Here is a 16914-nt window from a genome sequence, read left to right on the forward strand (position 1 = left end):
GTGTCCAATGGATACTGTTTGCTGCTGTGTACGGTAGACGCAGTTAGGTCGGACGAGCAACCCCCAGAACGGGAGCGGACTGTGAGCGAGGCGGCGAACGACATGGTGCGGCTGCTCTGGGGCCCCCCGACCAAGCCCACCCGCGGGCCGAAACCGGCCCTCAGCCTGGAGCGGATCGCGGCGGCGGGCGTCGAGATCGCGGACGCCGAAGGCCTGGGCGCGGTCTCGATGCAGAAGGTCGCCGGACTGCTCGACTTCACCAAGATGTCGCTCTACCGCTACGTGCCCGGCAAGGCCGAACTCGTCGCCCTGATGGTCGAGGCCGCCGTCGGCGAGCCCCCGCAGGACCGGCACGCCCACGACTGGCGGGCCCAACTCACCGCCTGGGCACACCACTTGACCGAGTCGTTCGGCCGCCACCCGTGGCTGCTCGATGCCACCGTCGGCCCCCGGGTGATGGGCCCGAAGGAACTCACCTGGCTGGAACGGGTGGTGACCGCCCTCGACGGCCACGGACTGACCGGCCCCGAGCGGATGGACGCCGCCGTCCTGCTCGCCGGACACGTTCGCAGCATCGCCCAGCAGTCCCGCGCCGCCGGGCCCGACGGCTCCCCCGAAGCCGAACTCCTCACCACCATCGGCACACTGGTGCACCAGCACGCCGACCGCTACCCCGCCCTGGCCGCCGCCATGACCGGGGAGGACGGGCGCGACCAGGCCCTGGACTTCGGCCTGGACCGCATCCTGGACGGCCTCGCCGCCCTGATCACCCGCCGCACGGGCACCGCCTGACGCCACCTGCCCCGCCGCGCCTCGCGAGGGAAATCCGATGGGCCCGCGTTCGGTCAGCCGCTAGCATCCCGGGCCATGGCGATGTTCGTGCACCTGACCACCGCGGCGAACGCGCCGCGGATACGCCGCGCCGGGATCCGGGCCGACAGCCGGGGGCAGGGCGGGGTGCGCGGGCTGTACTGCTTCCCGGTACTGCCCTCGTACCCGCTGACCCACCAGTGGCTGCGCGAACTGGCCCGGTTCGGCACCGGGGGCTCCCTGGTCGCGGTGCACCTCCGGCTGGACGACGCACAGCAGGTGCTGGCCGGGCACTACCGGGACCGCGCGAGGGACGCCCAGCAGTGGGTGCCCGCCGCCGAGGCGGTGCGGCGGGTCGCCGAGCTGGCGGACCCGCGCGGCTGGGAGGTGTTCGTGCCGCGCGCGGTGGGCGCCCGCGAGGTCCACCGGATCCGCGGCGTGCCGCAGGTCTCCGGCTGGCGCTACCAGCCGAACGCCCACGGCACCCGGCCGTGCCCCTGCATGGGCTGCCAGCCCGTCGGCGGGTACGGCAGCCGTCGGCTGCGCGAGCGCCACCAGCACCCGCTGGACGCCCCGCCGCCGCCCGTGCCCGTCCTGCTCGCCCGGATCGAGGCCGCCGGCGAGCCGGGCGACCCCGCCGAACTGCTCGCCGCCCTGCAGAGCTTCGGGCGCCGCCGCCGCGGCCCACTGGACCGCCTCGCCCGGTTGGCCGCCCACCCGGACCCGGCCGTGCGCGAGGAACTGGTGTGGGCCGTCGCCGGCTGGTCCACCCCGGGCGTCGCCGCCCTGCTCGACGGCCTCGCGAACGACCCGCACCCGGACGTCCGCGAGGCCGTCGAGGCGGCGCTGGAGCGCTGAGGGCCGGCCGTCAGGAGACGCGCTTCGCGGCCAGGAGTCGTCGATGAAGCTCGGGACCGAGCAGGTGCGGCCGGAGCCGTAGAAGCTCCCGACGTGCCCGTTCGGCCGATCCGGGCGATCATGGGACGAACCGCGTCTCGGCGATTCGGCGCACCGGTGTCAGTCCGGCCGCGCCCGGAAGGTGGACTGCGATGTTCCAGCTCCTGTGGATTCTGCTCATCGGCTTCGTGCTGGGCGTACTGGCCAAGCTGATCCTGCGCGGGCCGCAGTCGATCCCCTGGTGGCTGACGATGCTGCTCGGCGCCGCCGGGGCCTGGCTCGGCAACGCCGTCTCCGGATGGATCGGCGTCCGCCACACCTCGGGCATCGACTGGATCCGGCACCTACTCCAACTCGGCTTCGCCGTCGCCCTGGTGGCCTTCGTCGCCCCGGCCTGGAGCAAGTCCCACCCGAGCCGCTGACCCGGACGACCCGGACGACCCGGGCTGCCGCCGCCCCGGACCGCCGGTGGCAGGAGGCGGAGGCGGCCGACCCGTTCGGCGGGGAGGCGCCGTCAGCCGACGTGGACGGCCGGGCGGCGGCTGCGGTCCGGTTCCGCCTCGCGCAGGACCTCGCGGGTGACGGGGGCGATCTCGCCCTGGCCGAAGAGGAAGAACCTGAGGAACTGGGCGAAGGGATTGCCCTCGGTCCACTCGAAGTAGATGTGCGGCTGCTGCCCGGTGAGGTCCCGCACCCGCAGCAGCAGGGCGGCCAGCGCGTTCGGCACGCTGGAGCTCTGTAGCGTCAGCACCCGGTAGCGGTCGTGCAGCACCTCGCCGCGCACGGTCAGTTCGGCCTCGAAGTCGGACGGGTCGAGCACGGTGACCTCGACGAAGACCAGGTCGTCCTCGGTCGGGATGTCGTTGTCGGCGCGGATCTGGCGGATCTTGTCGCGGTACTCGGCGAGGTCCCGGCTGTTCGGCTCGTTGGCGATCAGCCGCAGCGGGCGGTACGTGTAGTCCCGGACGAAGCGTTCCGCGACGACGTCGAGCACCACGTCGGTGACGCGCAGTTCGAAGGCCCGCTTGAGCCGGGAGAGGAACGAGACCAGCATGATGCCGGCGATGAAGCAGCCGCCGATCTTGACGCCGTCCGGCCGCTCGGCGATGTTCACGGCCGTGGTGTAGAGGAAGACGCCGGCGATCGCGGCGAAGCCGACCGTCCTGCGACGCTGCCCCGACTTGTGGGCGGCGATGGTGACGGCGATGGCGGCCGAGCTGATCAGCACCAGCACGCCGGTCGCGTACGCGCCGCCCTGGGCGTCCACGTTGGCGTCGAACAGCCAGGTGACCAGGAAGGCGATCAGGGTGAGGACGATCACGGTGGGCCGCACCGCGCGGGCCCAGTGCGGGGCCATGCCGTAACGGGGAAGGTAGCGCGGCATCAGGTTGAGCAGTCCGGCCATCGCGGAGGCGCCGGCGAACCAGAGGATGGCGATCGTGGACAGGTCGTAGACGCTGCCGAAGGTGTTGCCGAGGTTCTGGTGGGCGAGGTAGGCGAGCGCCCGCCCGTTGGCCTGGCCGCCGGCCTTGAAGGCGTCCGCGGGGATCAGCAGGGTGGTGATGAGGCTGGTGGTGATCAGGAAGCAGCTCATGATCGCGGCCGCGGTGGTGAGCAGCTTGCGGGCGCCGCGGATCCGGCCGGTGGGCTTCTCCTCGGTGTCGTCCGGGTCCCCCTCGATGTGCGGCATCACGGCGACGCCGGTCTCGAAGCCGGACAGGCCGAGTGCCAGCTTCGGGAAGACGATCAGCGCGACGCCGATCATCGCGATCACGTTGCCGTGCTCGGCGGTGAGCGCGTCGGTCCAGTCGCCGACGACGTGCGGGGCCTTCAGCACGTGCCAGAGCCCGTTGGTCACCACCACGACGTTCAGCGCGAGGTAGACCGCGACCAGGACGACGGCGATGCCGATCGCCTCGCTGAAGCCCTTGAGGAAGACCCCGCCGAGCAGGGCCACCATGATGAGGGTGATCGTCACCTGCTTGCCGGTCAGCAGGCTGTGCAGATGCGGGTTCTCCACCAGGTGCGCGGTCGCGTCGGCAGCCGACAGGGTGATGGTGATCATGAAGTCGGTGGCCGCGAAGCCGAGCAGCGTGAGCACGAAGAGCTTGCCCTGCCAGAACGACAGCAGCCGCTCCAGCATCGCGATCGAGCCCTGGCCGTGCGGGCTCTCCTGGGCGACCCGCCGGTAGACGGGCAGGGCGCCGAGCAGGGTGACGACCACCAGCACGATGGTCGCCAGCGGCGAGAGCAGGCCGGCGGCGAGGGCGGCGATGCCGGGCTGGTAGCCGAGCGTGGAGAAGTAGTCCAGGCCGGTCAGGCACATCACCCGCCACCAGCGCTGGCCCTTGACGTGCGGCGCCTCGGCGTGCGGGCCGGGGTGCTGCTTGGCCATGTCCGACAGGCCTTCCAGCATCCACGCCCGGAACCTCGCGCCGCGGGTCGCGGGTGCCACCCCCGGATCGGCCGAACCCGACGACACCACGTGCACCCCTGTCCACCAGTCGGCCGGCCGCGCTCGGCTCCAGCCCCCCAAAGGCCGCCGGACGGCGGGCCTGGTCAGGCTAGGGGACCGGACCGGTGCCGCCGGGGAGCAGCGCGTCCGGACACGCCAGGGGTGCCCCGGACGGCCCTCAGCGGTGGCGGACGGCGCCCCGTCGTGCCGGCCGTGCCGGCGCGGCGGGCCGCACGCACTGCCCAAAGCGGGCGAGGATATCCGCGCGATCGACGGATGCATGCAGGTTTGCCGAGAACGGACACCAGGGAGGCAGCGGTGGCGGAACCGAGTCGGCGGGGCATTCTGGGCCTGGGCCTGCTGGCGGCGGCCACCGCCTCCTGCGGCACCCACCGCCCGGACCCCGCCCCGCGCTCCTCGTCCGACGGCCCCGCCCCGCGCCCCTCCCCCGACGACGCCGCCCCGACCGCCGCCCAGCGCGTGGGCGTCCCGCCGGAGCAGTCCCTACCCGGCGCGCCCGACTGGGAGATCACCGACCCCGGCCCCGCCGACGCCATCGAGGGCTTCGCCGACCGGGTCAGCGTGCTGCCCGGTGAGCAGTTCGGCCTGCACGTCTCCACCCCGGCCGCCGCCTTCACCGTCTCCGCCTACCGCACCGGCTGGTACGACGGCGCCCGCGCCCGCCTGGTCTGGCGCCGTGAGCACGTCCCGGGCGGCCGGCAGCCCGCCCCGCGCGTGGACCCCGCGACCAGGACCGTGCTGACCGGCTGGCAGCGCACCCTCGCCGTGGACACCACCGGCTGGCCCGAGGGCGCCTACCTGCTGCGCCTGGACGCCGAGGACGGCTCCGGCCAGCGCTACGTCCCGCTCACCGTCCGCTCCGCCGTCACCGCCGGGCGGACGGTCGTGATGAGCGCCCCCGCCACCTGGCAGGCGTACAACGAGTGGGGCGGGTACAGCCTCTACAACGGCCCCACCGGCGGTCTGGCCACCCGCTCGCTGCGGGTGGTCTTCGACCGGCCCTACGACTACGACCACGGCGCCGGGCTGTTCCTGGTGTACGAGACGCCGCTGGTCGCGCTCGCCGAGCGGCTCGGGCTGCCGCTCGCCTACACCACCGGGATCGACGTGGCCCGGGAGCCCGGGCTGCTGCACGGCGCGAGCGCCGTCCTCTCCCTCGGCCACGACGAGTACTGGTCCCCCGAGCAGCGCGCCCAGGTGGTCGCGGCCCGGGACGCCGGCACCAACCTGGCGGTCCTGGGCGCCAATTGCTGCTTCCGCCGGGTCCGCTTCGAGCCCTCGGAGCTGGGCCCGGACCGGACGGTGGTCTGCTACAAGGACGCGTGGGCGCAGGACCCGGGCCACCAGGCCGGCGCCCCGGCGACCACCGACTTCCGGGCCGGCCCGGGCGCCGACCCGGAGAGCTCGATGCTCGGCGTGATCTACGACGGCTACCCGGTGGACGCCCCGTACGTGGTCGGCTCGCCGGAGCACTGGGCGTTCGAGGGCACCGGCGTCGCCGCCGGGGCGTCGTTCCCGCACCTGGTCGGCGTCGAGTACGACCGGGTGGACACCGCCTTCCCCACCCCGCGTCCGATCGAGGTGATCGCGCACTCCCCCGTGGTCTGCGAGGGCCGCCGCTCGCACTCCGACACCGCGTACTACACCGTGCCGGGCGGCGCCGGGGTGTTCGCCTCCGGGACGATGCGCTGGGTGGAGGCCCTGGACGCGCACGGGCCCGGGGGCGGCAGCGCCGACCACGGGATCGACGCCCGGGCCGGGGACCTGGTCCGCCGGGTCACCGAGAACGTCCTGCGCACCTTCGCCGCCGGCCCGGCCGGCCTGACCCACCCGGCCCGGGACAACCTCGCGACCGTCTACGGCGGGGCGTAGCCCGCCGGGGGCTGCGAGGGGCCGCCTGCGAGGGGCCGTCGAGGAAATTTCCCGGAACGACGGATCGGGGCGGTGACGCGGTACCCCGGGCACGCATCGCGGTCGAACGGATTTCCGGGCCGTGGCCGGCCGTGCCCAGCCCGTCACCCGGGGCGAGGAACCGTCCGCCGCACCGATACACTCACACGGTCTCATCCACAGCAGGTCGTCAAGGACAACCGTCCGGCGTGGCACGGGTGCCGGCCGGAAAGGGCACGAGGGAAACAGAACATGGTCGAGGCCTCCCCGAAGGTCGTTGTCGTCGTCCCCACGTACAACGAGCGGGAGAACCTTCCGGTCCTCGCGGGTCTTCTCGCGGACCTCCCGGTACCGGGCCTGCACCTGCTGGTGGTCGACGACAACTCGCCGGACGGCACCGGCGAGATCGCGGACAAGCTCGCCGCGGAGTCCGGCGGCACCGTCGGCGTGCTGCACCGCACCGAGAAGGACGGCCTCGGCCGCGCCTACCTGGCCGGCATGGCCCGGGCCCTGGACGAGGACGCCGACGTCGTGGTCCAGATGGACGCCGACCTCTCGCACCCGGCCTCGGCGATACCCGCGATGGTCCAGGCCCTGCTGGCCGACGACACCGCCGTGGTGCTCGGCTCCCGCTACGTGCCCGGCGGTTCGACCGCCGCGGAGTGGCCCTGGCACCGCAAGGCCCTCTCCGCCTGGGCCAACCTCTACGTCAACACCATCCTCGGCCTGGGCGTCCGGGACGCCACCGCCGGTTTCAAGGCCTGGCGGGCGAGCACCCTGCGGGCGATCGACCTGCCGAGCGTGCAGAGCAGCGGGTACTCGTTCCAGGTCGAGATGAACTACCGGGTCGTCCAGCGCGGCCTGACGATCCGCGAGGTGCCGATCCGCTTCGAGGAGCGGATCGAGGGCGCGTCGAAGATGAGCATCGGGGTGCAGGTCGAGTCGGCGCTGGCGCCCTGGAAGCTGCGGCTGAACCGCCAGGACCCGCGGTAGGCCGTAGCCCGCCGGGCCGTGCCCCTCGCCCGGGTCAGGGCCAGGGCATACGGGTGCCGGTCGGACGGCTCGGCGGTGTGAAGGGCGACCACGGGGAAAGAAGGGCGACATGGCCCTTCTCCCGGAGTCCCTCACGGCCCTGATCCGCCGCGGTGCCCGAGAACCCTTCGTCGTCCAGACCGTGCGGGCCACCGTGGCCGCCACCCTCGCCTTCGCGGTGGCCACCCGGCTCAGCAGCGAGCCGGCCCCGCTGACGGCCCCGCTCACCGCGCTGCTGGTGGTGCAGGTCACCGTCTACTCGACGCTCAAGACCAGCATCCGCCGGGTCAACTCGGTGGTGGTCGGCGTGCTGATCGCGACCGGGTTCAGCGCCGTGGTGGGGCTCTCCTGGTGGAGCCTCGGGCTGATCATCCTGGCCTCGCTGGTCGTCGGCCGGTTCGTCCGGGTCGAGGAGTTCGTCCAGGAGGTCGCGATCAGCGCCATGCTGATCCTCGGCGTCAGCGGGCTCGCCTCGCAGGCCTGGGACCGGGTGCTGGAGACGCTGATCGGCGCCGCCGTCGGCCTGCTGTTCAACCTGCTGTTCGCCCCGCCGGTCTGGGTGGACACCGCCGGGGAATCGATCGAGGACCTCGCCCGGCGGGCCCGCCAGCTGCTGCTGGACATCGCCGAGCAGTTGGGCCGTCCGACCCCGGTCGCCCGGGCCGCCGAGCAGCTGCACGAGGCCCGCCGGCTCGACCACGCCATCGCCGACGTGGACGTGGCACTGCGCCAGGCGGAGGACAGCCTGCGGCTCAATCCACGGATCAACGACGGGCTGCTGTCCCGGCTGGTGCTGCGCACCGGGCTGGACACCCTGGAGATCTGCGTGGTGGTGATCCGGGTGCTGGCGCGCTCGCTGACCGACCTGGCCAAGCGGCGCGCGCCCGGCGAGCGGCTGTTCCCGCCGGACGTCGCGGTGGGCCTGGAGGAACTGCTGGCGCACGTCGGCGGGGCCATGGTCAGCTTCGCGGTGCTGGTCACCACCCAGGTGAGCCGCAGTGCCGAGGAGGCGGAGCGGCGGCTGACCGCCGAGCTGGCCGCGGCCTGGACCTGCCGGGAGAACGTCGCCCAGGTGCTGCTGCGGAAGGTGCGGGAGCACCCCGAGGCGTGGCAGTTGCACGGTTCGATACTGGCCGAGGTGGACCGGATCCTGGACGAACTGGACCTGGAGCATCGCAGCCGGCGACTGATGGAGGAGCTGGACCGGGCCTCGGTGGCGAGCCGGGAGCGGTTCTCGCGGTTCGCCGGGCTGCGCCGGTTCGTCCGGGGCGAGCGGGCGCGCCCGGCGGTGCGGGCCGGGCGCTGAGCCTGCGTCGGACTCCGGGGGGCGGGGGTTTGGGGGGCTTGGGGGGCTTGGGGGGCTCAGGGCATCGACCAGGGTTCCTGCGGGAGCGGGTGGCCGGTCTCCAGGTAGGTCTTCAGGTTGGACAGCACCGCCGACCAGCCCCGCTCGACGTCCGCCCGCTCGGCCTCGTCGGCCAGCTGGTCGTGGGTGACGGTGAGCCGGGTGAGGTCGTGCCAGCCCCGGAGCTCGAAGGTGACCTTGGAGGGACCGCCCGGGCGCCGCTCCTCGGGCGCCGCCCAGGTGGTGACCAGCCGGTGCGGGCGGTCGGCGGCCTCGACGACGCCGATTACGTCGGCCGTCCCGGAGCCGTCGGCGCGCTGGTGCTCCCAGGGCGCGCCGGGCAGCCAGGTGGAGACGTTGCGGTGGCCCCAGTAGAGGGCGGACTCGTCGGCGTTGGTGAGGGCGTGCCAGACCCGCTCGGGGGTGGCGCGCAGGTAGAGGGTGCTGTGGAGGGCGGGCGCGGCCATCGCGTCAGCCCCTGGCCGCGTCGAGCAGCGGCTGGACCTCGATCTTCTGCATCCGCATCATCGTCGCCATCACCCGGCCGGCCTTGGCCCGGTCCTCGTCGGCGATCAGGTCGAGCAGGACGCGCGGGGTGATCTGCCAGGAGAGGCCGAAGCGGTCCTTGAGCCAGCCGCACGGGCCCGCCTGGCCGCCGTCGGCGGTGAGCTTGGCCCAGAGCTCGTCGACCTCCTGCTGGCCGTCGCACTCCACCTGTAGCGACATGGCCTCGGTGAAGTGGAACTCTGGGCCGCCGTTGAGGGCCGCGTACTCCCGCCCGGCGAGTTCGAAGGCGACGGTCATGACCGAGCCTGCTCCGCCGGGGCCGGTCTCGGGGTAGCGGGTGACCTGCGTGATGCGGGAGTTGGGGAAGAGCGAGGTGTAGAAGGTGGCGGCCGCTTCGGCCTGGTCGTCGAACCAGAGGAAGGTGGTGATCTTCTGCATGCGCCCGACGGTAGCCCCGGGCCCCGCCCGGACGGCCGAGCCACGGCCGGGGGTCACCGGTTCGGCGCCCCCGGCCCGCGGCCCGCCCGCCACCGGGTCAGTGCACCCAGCCCGCGTAGCGCTGTACGAAGCGCAGGCCGGTGTGGGCGGTGACGACGACGTCGTAGCGGCCCTGCTTGTCCAGCGGCCAGGACAGGTTCGCCTGTTGCCCGGGCTTGACCCGGACGGTCTGCGCGGTGCCCGCGAAGTCGTTGGGCGCGGCGGTGAAGGAGACGTCGGTCATGCCGTCGTTGGCCACCTGCAAGGTGAGCCGCACGCTGCCGTGCAGGTCGGCGGTGACGATCGGCACGCCGATGTCGTTCTGGCCGTCCTGCCCGTCCCGGACCACGGTGCCGGCGAAGCGGCGGACGAAGCCGTCCGGGCCGTGGACGGTGAAGTCGTAGCGGCCGTTGGTGGCGGCGGCGTCCCAGACGTACCGGGCGGTGGCGCCGGGGGCGACGGTGTACGGGGTGCCCGCGAAGGGCAGCGCGATGTTCGGGTAGACGGTGTACGGGAAGGCCACCGAACCGTCGTTGCTCATCGTGCAGGTGACCTTGCCGCTCTTGCGGTCCACCTCCACGTCGGCCCACGGCTGGTAGGGCAGCGGGCGGTGCGGGCGCTCGCCGCGCTCCTGGACGGGCATCGCCTGGGCTCCGACCGCCGGGAGGGCGACGCCGGGCAGCTTGGTGCCCGCGTCGGCCCTGGCCATCAGGGCCGTGGTGTCGGGCAGCGACGGGACGGACGGGTTCGGCGCGGCGAAGTCGAAGCAGCTGGTGAGGTCGCCGCAGACGGACCGGCGCCAGGCCGAGATGTTCGGCTCGGCGACGCCCGTGACCAGCTCCATGAAGCGCAGCACGGAAGTGTGGTCGAAGACCTGGGAGTTGACCCAACCGCCGCGTGACCAGGGCGAGACGACCCACAGCGGGACGCGGTTGCCGAGGCCGATGGCGCGGCCCTGGGTGAACTCCTCGGGGGTGCCGGGCTCGGGGGTGGGCGGGACCATGTGGTCGAAGTAGCCGTCGTTCTCGTCGTACATGACCAGGAAGACGGTGTGCTGCCACACGGCCGGGTTGGACATCAGTGACTGGAGGGCCTGGTCGACCCAGTGCGCCCCGTACGCCGGGCCGGCCTCCGGGTGCTCGGAGAAGAGGTAGGGGGCGACCAGCCACGAGATGGTCGGCAGGGTGCCGTCCTTGCAGTGGCGGTCGAAGGCGGCCGGGTCGAACTTGGTCATCGCGTTGATGTAACGCGGGTCGGTGGGCGGGAAGTTGTGGAACTGCTTGAAGTAGGAGAGGGCGTTGTCGTCGTAGTCGCCGGTGCGGTCGTCCTTGCTGGGGTTGTGGTAGACCCGCCAGCTGACGCCGGCCTGCTCCAGGCGCTCGGCGTAGGTGGTCCAGTCGGCGACGGGGTTGTCGGTGACCGGGGTGTTGTCGATCCAGGGCCCGGTGGTGCCGTCGCGGCCGGGACCGGAGGTGCCCGTCCAGAGGTAGAGCCGGTTGGGGTCGGTCGGGCCGGCGAGGGAGGTGAAGTAGGCGTCGCAGAGGGTGAACGCGTCGGCCAGGGCGTACTGGTAGGGGATGTCGTCCCGGGTGAAGTAGCCCATGGTGCGCTCGCCCTTGGCGGCGATCCACTTGTTCATCGCGCCGTTGTTGATCGCCTGGTGGCCGGTCGCCCAGTCGTGGGGCAGGCCGCCGGCGTTCTGCGCGTTGTACTTCGAGGTGTCCATCCGGTACGGCAGCATGGCGCCGCCGTCGCTGCGACGGCTGTCCGGCTGGCGGAACACGTCGGCACCGTCCGGGAATTGGAGCGCCTGCTTGTCGCCGAAGCCGCGGACGCCGCTGAGCGTGCCGAAGTAGTGGTCGAAGCTGCGGTTCTCCTGCATCAGCACGACGACGTGCTTGACGTCCTTGATGGTGCCCGTCAGCCGGCCGGAGGCGGCAGGGGCGGCGGCGGGGGCTGCCTCGGCGGGGGCGGCGCCCAGTCCGGTCAGGGCGGTGGCGCCGACGGCCGCGGTGGCGCCGACGAAGGTGCGGCGGGAGAGCTCGGACATCACGAACTGGCCTCTCAGAGCTGGAAAGTGGCGACGGCGGCGGCGGTGTCGGAGGGCCACTCGTTGGCGGCGGTGTTCGGCTCGGGCTGCGGCCAGTCGGCGACCAGGGTGTGCGCCTCGACCAGCTTCAGCGGGCCGGCGTACTGGACGTAGTCGATGCGGTCCTGCGGCTCGGGCTTGGCGCCGCGCTGCTTGCGGGTGGGCGACCAGGTCGCGCCGGGGAACTTGACCGGGTCGCGGTGCTCCTCGCGGAAGGTGTCGGTCAGCCCCGCGCCCTGAAGGGCCACGCTGACGGGCCAGTTGAGCACCCCGACGCCGCCGTGCGCGGCGGCGGTGGCGGCCGTCCAGTCCAGGTGGGACGGCGAGGACAGGGCGCCGGCGAGCACCACCGGGGTGCGCCGGGCGATGTCCGCGCGCACCGCGGCGGCCAGGGCCCTGGCCTGCTTCAGGCGGAGCGAGGCGGCCTCGGCGGCCTCCGTCTGGGCCGCCGTCCGGCCGTCCTGGAGCGCGTACGGGCCGTAGCCGGCCTCGTCGAGGTGCGCGGTCCAGAAGCGGACGGCCCGGCCGCCGGGGAGCTGCACGGTGGCCCCGGCGGCGGGCAGGTCGGCGGTCGGCGGGGTGACGTCGGCGAGCGGGTAGCGGCTCAGGATGCCGACGCTGCCGGGGCTCTGGTAGGCGTACCAGCCGAGCGCGTCGGCCAGGGTCTTCGCCCGCTCACCGGCGGTCTCCTGGAGGGCGAGGACGTCCAGGCCCTGGGTGAGGACGACCCGTAGCTGCTTCTCCAGGGCGTCGGTGTACCCGGCGCCGGCGTCGTGCAGGTTCCAGCTGGCGGCCTTGAGGCGCGGCGGCGCGGCGGGGTCGACCACGGGGATGAGGACGGTGACGGTGTCGACGGCACCCGCGCTGTCCTTGACGCCGACGACGGCCAGCTCGGGGCTCTTGCCCGCCGCGGGCGCGGTGCCGGTGAGCGTGCCGTCGGCGGTGACGTTCAGCCAGGACGGCCCGCTGACCTTGCGGAAGACGGCGGTCCCCGCCGGGTTGCCGACCGGGCGGGACCAGAGGCCGCCGAGCTTGACGAAGACCGCCGCGCCGGGGGCGACGGGCGCGGTGGTGAGGGCGTCCACGGCGCTGTGCGGGCGGACGACGGCCGGCTTGGCGCGGAAGCTGAACGGGGCCGTCCGGGCGAGGACGCCGTAGCCGTCCTTGGCGAGCAGGTAGGCGGTGTACGGGCCGCCGGTCAGCGCGGAGGTGTCGAGCTGGAGGTCGCCGGAGGTGCCCGGGACGTACTTCCAGAGGAGGGAGCCGCCGTTGCCGGGCTGGCGGCCGCCGTCGTACACGCCGACCCAGTTCTTGGCGTCGGGGGCGTCGGTCGTCCAGTGGAAGGTGAGCCGGTCGCCTTCGGTGGGGTTGGCGGAGGAGGTGAGGGTCAGGGCGCTGCCTGCGGCCACGGTTGTCCTGTCCGCCGCCCGGGGCCCGGTCCGCCGGGGGTCGGCGCCGGGTCCGCGCGCGGCTGGTCACGGAGGCTGGGGAAGGGAGGGCCCGACAGTTGGCTGTACAACTGTGGGCGGCCCTCATTCATCCGAAAGTCAGCGACCGGGACGTGAACGGCGTGTGACGGCCCATCGGGCGGTTCGGGAACTCCGTGGCGGGCGGCGGGAATTCTCGGCGGAGACGCCGGGGGGCCGGAAGCGCCGGGAGGGCCGCGACGGGATCCGTCGCGGCCCTCACGCGCTGCTGCGCCTCTCGGCTGCTGCGCTTCTCGGCTTCTTGACTTCTCGGCTTATGCCAGGGCGAGGAACAGCTTCTCCAGCTCGGCCTCGCTCATCGGCGGGGTGTCCTCGTCGGACGCGGCCATGCACTGGCGCATGCCGCTGGCCACGATCTTGAACCCGGCCCGGTCCAGGGCGCGCGAGACCGCCGCGAGCTGGGTGACCACGTCCTTGCAGTCACGGCCCGCCTCGATCATCGCGATCACCCCGGCCAGCTGGCCCTGGGCACGGCGCAGCCGGTTCAGGACCGCGCCGACCGACTCCTCGTCCACCTGCATGTCCGGGCCGCCTTTCGCATCGACTGTCGACTGACAACTGTACCCGGTGGGGTATCCATTCCCGGGCGGGGCGATGCGGGCGGGGGCACTGGGGTGTTCGGCGGTTCGGCGACGGTGTTCAGCTGCTTTGCCCAGCAGCTTTGCTCAGTGACTTTGCTCAGTGGCTTTGGTCAGCGGCGGGCGAGGCGGCGCTCGCCACCGGCGCCGGTCTCGTACGGGAGCCCGTAGTGCGCGAACACGGCCGGTTCGTCCTCGGCGGGCAGGACGTCGTCGGTGCCGATCGACGGCGCCTGCTTGACCTGGTTCTTCGGGAACGCCACCTGGACGTAGTCCGGCCCGACGACCGCCCCGTCGAGCGGGACGAACACCAGGCGGCGCCTGGTCACCAGGCCGACCGTGACGGTGGCGAAGAACGGCTGGTCGGTGGCCGTCTCCACGTAAACGGACTCCAGCGAGCCGATGCGGTGGCTCTTCTCGTCGACCACGGCGTGGCCGCGCCATTCGCGGATGTCTGCCATAGCGATCACCACAGCGTCGGACCTCCTGTTCCCCGGTCTTTCCGCTTCCGTCGCCCGACAACGGTTCGCCGCCGGGACCTCCCATCCTCCGCCGGGACGACCGGGGGCGCGCGATGGGCGACGAAAACGGACATACAGGGGTGACCTGACCAACCGCCACCAGGGCCGTGACCTGGGCTTTAGGCTGTCCGCCGAGGGAGTTGCAAGCAGATCACCCGATCGTCGACAGACGGAGGCAGCGGCCGTGGGACACGACGACCTGTGGGAGTCCGGCGAGGCCGGAACCCCGGCCGACCTGCGGCCCGACATCCCGCACCCGGCCCGGATGTACGACTACTACCTCGGGGGAAAGGACAACTTCCCCGCCGATCGGGCCGCCGCCGAGAAGGCGCTCGCCGCCAATCCGGAGTTCCGCTCCACCGCGCGGGCCAACCGGGGCTTCCTCACCCGCGCGGTGCGCTGCGTCGCCGACCTCGGCATCGACCAGTTCCTCGACGTCGGCACCGGCATCCCCACCGCCGGCAACACCCACGAGATCGCCCAGGCCGCCGATCCCGGGGCGCAGGTCGTCTACGTCGACAACGACCCGATCGTGCTCAGCCACGCCCGCGCCCTGATGTCCGGCACGGGCCCGGGGCGGACCGCCGTCCTCCAGGCCGACCTGCGCGAGCCGTCCGCCGTACTCGCCGTCGTCGAGGCCGCGGGGCTCCTCGACTTCTCCCGACCGGTCGGCCTCGTCCTGGCCGCCGTCCTGCACTTCCTGCGCGACGAGGACAAGCCCCATCAGGCGGTCGACACGCTGATGGACGCGCTCCCCTCCGGCAGCCACCTCGTCCTCTCGCACGGCACTGCCGACTTCATCCCCGCCGAGGTCCGCGACCGCGTCACCGGCATCTACGACAAGGCCACCGCCCCCCTCGTCGGCCGCACCCGGGACGAGGTCCGCGCCTTCTTCGCCGGCCTCGACCTCCTCGACCCCGGCATCACCACCGTCCCCCTCTGGCGCCCCGACACCGCCCCCGCCCCCGGCGCCGACCGCGTCAGCATCTACGGGGCGGTGGGTCGCAAGCCCTGACGGCTCCCCCGGGCGAATATACCGACCGGTCTACAGATTCATCCCGGGGCGAAGGCGGGGCGACGGCGGGCCCGGGCGGGCCCAGGTGGGAGCGGGTGGAGCGGCGCCGGGGGGCTGGCTGGAGTCGCTTTAGGGGGGTTAATACCACCGACCGGGGCCACCACGTGCGGTTACTGTCGTCGGGACGGCCCCGGACGGGGGCGGTCATCAGGGGCTACCGCGCAACAAGCAGCGCAGGACACATGGGGGACGAACATGGGCAGGTACCACCGTTTCGCGGGAGCTCTCGTGGTCGCCGGGCTCTCCGCCGGGGTGCTCAGCGCCTGCAACCCGATCGGGACCAACTTCACCGACGACGCCACCGTCACGGACAAGATCACCGGCATCCGCCTGGACAGCGACGCCGGGGAGGTGACCGTGCGCGGCAAGGCCGGCGCCACCCAGGCCGCCGTCCACCGCAACATCACGTACCGGAGCGGCAAGCCGGGCGCGAGCACCCGGGTGGACGGCGGCCTGCTGGTGCTCGGCGGCTGCGGACGCAACTGCTCGGTGGACTACACCGTCGAGCTGCCGCCGGGGCTGCCGATCACCGGGGGGACGTCGGCGGGCGGGATCAAGCTCACCCAGGTCGGCGACGTCTCGGTGCACACCAGCTCCGGCGACATCACGCTCGACGACGTGGCCGGGCCGGTCGACGTGCGCACCGACAACGGCGAGATCAAGGGCACCTCGCTCAAGGGCGACCGGGTCAGCGCCAAGACCGACAACGGCGGGATCAAGCTCACCCCCGGCAAGGCCCAGAACATCACGGCGAAGACCTCCAACGGCGAGATCAACGTGACCGTGCCGACCGCCTCCTACCACGTCACCGCCTCGACCGACCTGGGCGAGAAGCACATCGGCGTCCAGAACGACCCGAACGGCCAGTACAAGCTGGACCTCGGGACGAACATCGGCGAGATCACCGTCAAGACGGGCTGACCGACCCGGCCCCGCCGGGGAGCGTAGCGGGGCCGGGTCGGGGCGGGGCCGGGGGCAGGGGTGGTCAGAGACCGACCTGGACCTCGGCGCGGTGCCGGATGTACTCGTCGGGGTGCGCCCTCGCGATGGCCACCGCGGCCTCCACCAGGGCGTGCAGCCGCGACGGGTAGGCACGCGGCACCAGGGGCAGCCCGGGGAGGATGCAGCGCCGCACGTCCAGGTCCTCGTTGGCGACGAACTCCCGCAGCGCGGCCTCGTACCAGGCGTCCCGCACGGTCGACCCCTCGTCGGCGGCGGCCGTGCTGCGGCCGTCCCCGACCGACAGGGACGTCCAGTACCAGGCCCGGGCGGCGCCGGCGCGCTCGGCGTCGGTGCCGGTGTGCAGGTACCCGAGCAGGGTCAGCCGCACCCGGCGCTGGCCGAAAGCGAGCAGGGCCGGCTCGACGAAGCGCCGGTTGAAGCTCGGGTTGGGGTCGTAGACCGCCGCCTCCAGCAGTGCCTCGAAGTACTCCTCGGGCAGGTCGGTACGCCCGGAAAGCGCCTTGTGGACCTCCCACCGGGCCGCGCTCGGGAAGTCCGCCCCGTGCGCGGCCTCAGCCCCGAGCAGGCGGAGCAAACGCGTCAACCGCAGGTCGAACTCCTGCGATCCGTCCGCCGTGCGCCCGGGCAACGGCTGGAGAATCCGCACCTCGCCTGCCGTGTCCTTGGTTTCCACGAACACCCTCCTCATCCTGAGTCATCGGCAGACTACTCGCTGATACACCAGTTCGGAGGTCGTTTTCGGGCAGGCTGGAATTCAGATCACCGAC

General features: G+C 73.0%; 16 protein-coding genes. 8 read left to right on the forward strand and 8 right to left on the reverse strand.

Annotation, left to right across the window (positions count from 1 at the left end; all coding sequences use genetic code 11):
• Positions 1 to 81 precede the first annotated feature (81 nt).
• From AB0O19_RS02425 to AB0O19_RS02435, 3 genes are all read left to right on the forward strand, one after another.
• Positions 82 to 792, forward strand: a complete 711-nt coding sequence (locus AB0O19_RS02425) for a TetR/AcrR family transcriptional regulator C-terminal domain-containing protein (protein WP_363617135.1) — start codon at positions 82 to 84, stop codon at positions 790 to 792.
• Between the two features lie 75 nt (positions 793 to 867).
• Positions 868 to 1668, forward strand: a complete 801-nt coding sequence (locus tag AB0O19_RS02430) for a HEAT repeat domain-containing protein (protein WP_363617137.1) — start codon at positions 868 to 870, stop codon at positions 1666 to 1668.
• Positions 1669 to 1859: 191 nt separating this feature from the next.
• Positions 1860 to 2129 (forward strand): GlsB/YeaQ/YmgE family stress response membrane protein, encoded by a 270-nt coding sequence (locus tag AB0O19_RS02435; protein WP_363582603.1) that lies wholly within the window; start codon positions 1860 to 1862, stop codon positions 2127 to 2129.
• A 92-nt stretch (positions 2130 to 2221) separates the two neighbouring features.
• Here the strand turns inward: AB0O19_RS02435 and AB0O19_RS02440 are convergent, their stop codons facing one another.
• Positions 2222 to 4123 carry an amino acid transporter gene (locus AB0O19_RS02440; protein WP_363617139.1) on the reverse strand — a complete coding sequence of 634 codons (1902 nt, stop codon included), beginning with the start codon at positions 4121 to 4123 and terminating at the stop codon, positions 2222 to 2224.
• A 357-nt stretch (positions 4124 to 4480) separates the two neighbouring features.
• Here AB0O19_RS02440 and AB0O19_RS02445 point away from each other — a divergent pair, with 357 nt between their 5' ends.
• The 3 genes from AB0O19_RS02445 to AB0O19_RS02455 all read left to right on the forward strand — a co-directional run bounded on the left by AB0O19_RS02445 (position 4481) and on the right by AB0O19_RS02455 (position 8411).
• Complete coding sequence (locus tag AB0O19_RS02445; RefSeq protein ID WP_363617141.1) at positions 4481 to 6055, forward strand: N,N-dimethylformamidase beta subunit family domain-containing protein; 1575 nt, start codon at positions 4481 to 4483, stop codon at positions 6053 to 6055.
• A gap of 270 nt (positions 6056 to 6325) precedes the next feature.
• Positions 6326 to 7066, forward strand: coding sequence for a polyprenol monophosphomannose synthase (locus AB0O19_RS02450; RefSeq protein WP_363617143.1), 741 nt, complete (start codon positions 6326 to 6328; stop codon positions 7064 to 7066).
• A 109-nt stretch (positions 7067 to 7175) separates the two neighbouring features.
• Entirely contained in the window at positions 7176 to 8411 is a 1236-nt protein-coding gene (locus tag AB0O19_RS02455) for an aromatic acid exporter family protein (protein WP_363617145.1), read from the forward strand.
• 56 nt (positions 8412 to 8467) lie between these two features.
• Here the strand turns inward: AB0O19_RS02455 and AB0O19_RS02460 are convergent, their stop codons facing one another.
• From AB0O19_RS02460 to AB0O19_RS02485, 6 genes are all read right to left on the reverse strand, one after another.
• Complete coding sequence (locus tag AB0O19_RS02460; RefSeq protein ID WP_363617147.1) at positions 8468 to 8917, reverse strand: SRPBCC family protein; 450 nt, start codon at positions 8915 to 8917, stop codon at positions 8468 to 8470.
• Between the two features lie 4 nt (positions 8918 to 8921).
• A complete protein-coding gene (locus AB0O19_RS02465) occupies positions 8922 to 9395 on the reverse strand; it encodes a VOC family protein (protein ID WP_363582595.1) in 474 nt (157 codons plus the stop codon).
• A 97-nt stretch (positions 9396 to 9492) separates the two neighbouring features.
• Positions 9493 to 11484, reverse strand: coding sequence for a phosphocholine-specific phospholipase C (locus tag AB0O19_RS02470; protein WP_363617149.1), 1992 nt, complete (start codon positions 11482 to 11484; stop codon positions 9493 to 9495).
• 14 nt (positions 11485 to 11498) lie between these two features.
• On the reverse strand, positions 11499 to 12932 hold the full coding sequence (locus AB0O19_RS02475) for an endonuclease/exonuclease/phosphatase family protein (RefSeq protein ID WP_363617151.1): 1434 nt from the start codon (positions 12930 to 12932) through the stop codon (positions 11499 to 11501).
• A 332-nt stretch (positions 12933 to 13264) separates the two neighbouring features.
• The gene (locus tag AB0O19_RS02480) at positions 13265 to 13531 is read right to left on the reverse strand and encodes a metal-sensitive transcriptional regulator (RefSeq protein ID WP_363582589.1); all 267 of its coding nucleotides are present in this window, start codon (positions 13529 to 13531) and stop codon (positions 13265 to 13267) included.
• Positions 13532 to 13701: 170 nt separating this feature from the next.
• Positions 13702 to 14058: a PRC-barrel domain-containing protein gene (locus AB0O19_RS02485; protein ID WP_363617605.1), complete on the reverse strand. Its 357-nt coding sequence runs from the start codon at positions 14056 to 14058 to the stop codon at positions 13702 to 13704.
• Positions 14059 to 14293: 235 nt separating this feature from the next.
• Here AB0O19_RS02485 and AB0O19_RS02490 point away from each other — a divergent pair, with 235 nt between their 5' ends.
• Positions 14294 to 15124 (forward strand): SAM-dependent methyltransferase, encoded by an 831-nt coding sequence (locus tag AB0O19_RS02490; protein ID WP_363617153.1) that lies wholly within the window; start codon positions 14294 to 14296, stop codon positions 15122 to 15124.
• 255 nt (positions 15125 to 15379) lie between these two features.
• Positions 15380 to 16105 (forward strand): DUF4097 family beta strand repeat-containing protein, encoded by a 726-nt coding sequence (locus AB0O19_RS02495; RefSeq protein ID WP_363582585.1) that lies wholly within the window; start codon positions 15380 to 15382, stop codon positions 16103 to 16105.
• A gap of 64 nt (positions 16106 to 16169) precedes the next feature.
• Here the strand turns inward: AB0O19_RS02495 and AB0O19_RS02500 are convergent, their stop codons facing one another.
• Positions 16170 to 16820, reverse strand: a complete 651-nt coding sequence (locus AB0O19_RS02500) for a hypothetical protein (RefSeq protein ID WP_363582583.1) — start codon at positions 16818 to 16820, stop codon at positions 16170 to 16172.
• Positions 16821 to 16914: the final 94 nt, after the last annotated feature.

Origin of the sequence: Kitasatospora sp. NPDC091276, assembly GCF_040684355.1 — a bacterium.
Lineage (GTDB): Bacteria > Actinomycetota > Actinomycetes > Streptomycetales > Streptomycetaceae > Kitasatospora.

Bases quoted from the DNA above. Each gene is read 5' to 3' on its own strand.
- AB0O19_RS02430 (WP_363617137.1), top strand. From the start codon at position 868: ATGGCGATGTTCGTGCACCTGACCACCGCGGCGAACGCGCCGCGGATA.
- AB0O19_RS02435 (WP_363582603.1), top strand. From the start codon at position 1,860: ATGTTCCAGCTCCTGTGGATTCTGCTCATCGGCTTCGTGCTGGGCGTA.
- AB0O19_RS02440 (WP_363617139.1), bottom strand. From the start codon at position 4,123: ATGCTGGAAGGCCTGTCGGACATGGCCAAGCAGCACCCCGGCCCGCAC.
- AB0O19_RS02450 (WP_363617143.1), top strand. From the start codon at position 6,326: ATGGTCGAGGCCTCCCCGAAGGTCGTTGTCGTCGTCCCCACGTACAAC.
- AB0O19_RS02455 (WP_363617145.1), top strand. From the start codon at position 7,176: ATGGCCCTTCTCCCGGAGTCCCTCACGGCCCTGATCCGCCGCGGTGCC.
- AB0O19_RS02460 (WP_363617147.1), bottom strand. From the start codon at position 8,917: ATGGCCGCGCCCGCCCTCCACAGCACCCTCTACCTGCGCGCCACCCCC.
- AB0O19_RS02465 (WP_363582595.1), bottom strand. From the start codon at position 9,395: ATGCAGAAGATCACCACCTTCCTCTGGTTCGACGACCAGGCCGAAGCG.
- AB0O19_RS02470 (WP_363617149.1), bottom strand. From the start codon at position 11,484: ATGTCCGAGCTCTCCCGCCGCACCTTCGTCGGCGCCACCGCGGCCGTC.
- AB0O19_RS02480 (WP_363582589.1), bottom strand. From the start codon at position 13,531: ATGCAGGTGGACGAGGAGTCGGTCGGCGCGGTCCTGAACCGGCTGCGC.
- AB0O19_RS02495 (WP_363582585.1), top strand. From the start codon at position 15,380: ATGGGCAGGTACCACCGTTTCGCGGGAGCTCTCGTGGTCGCCGGGCTC.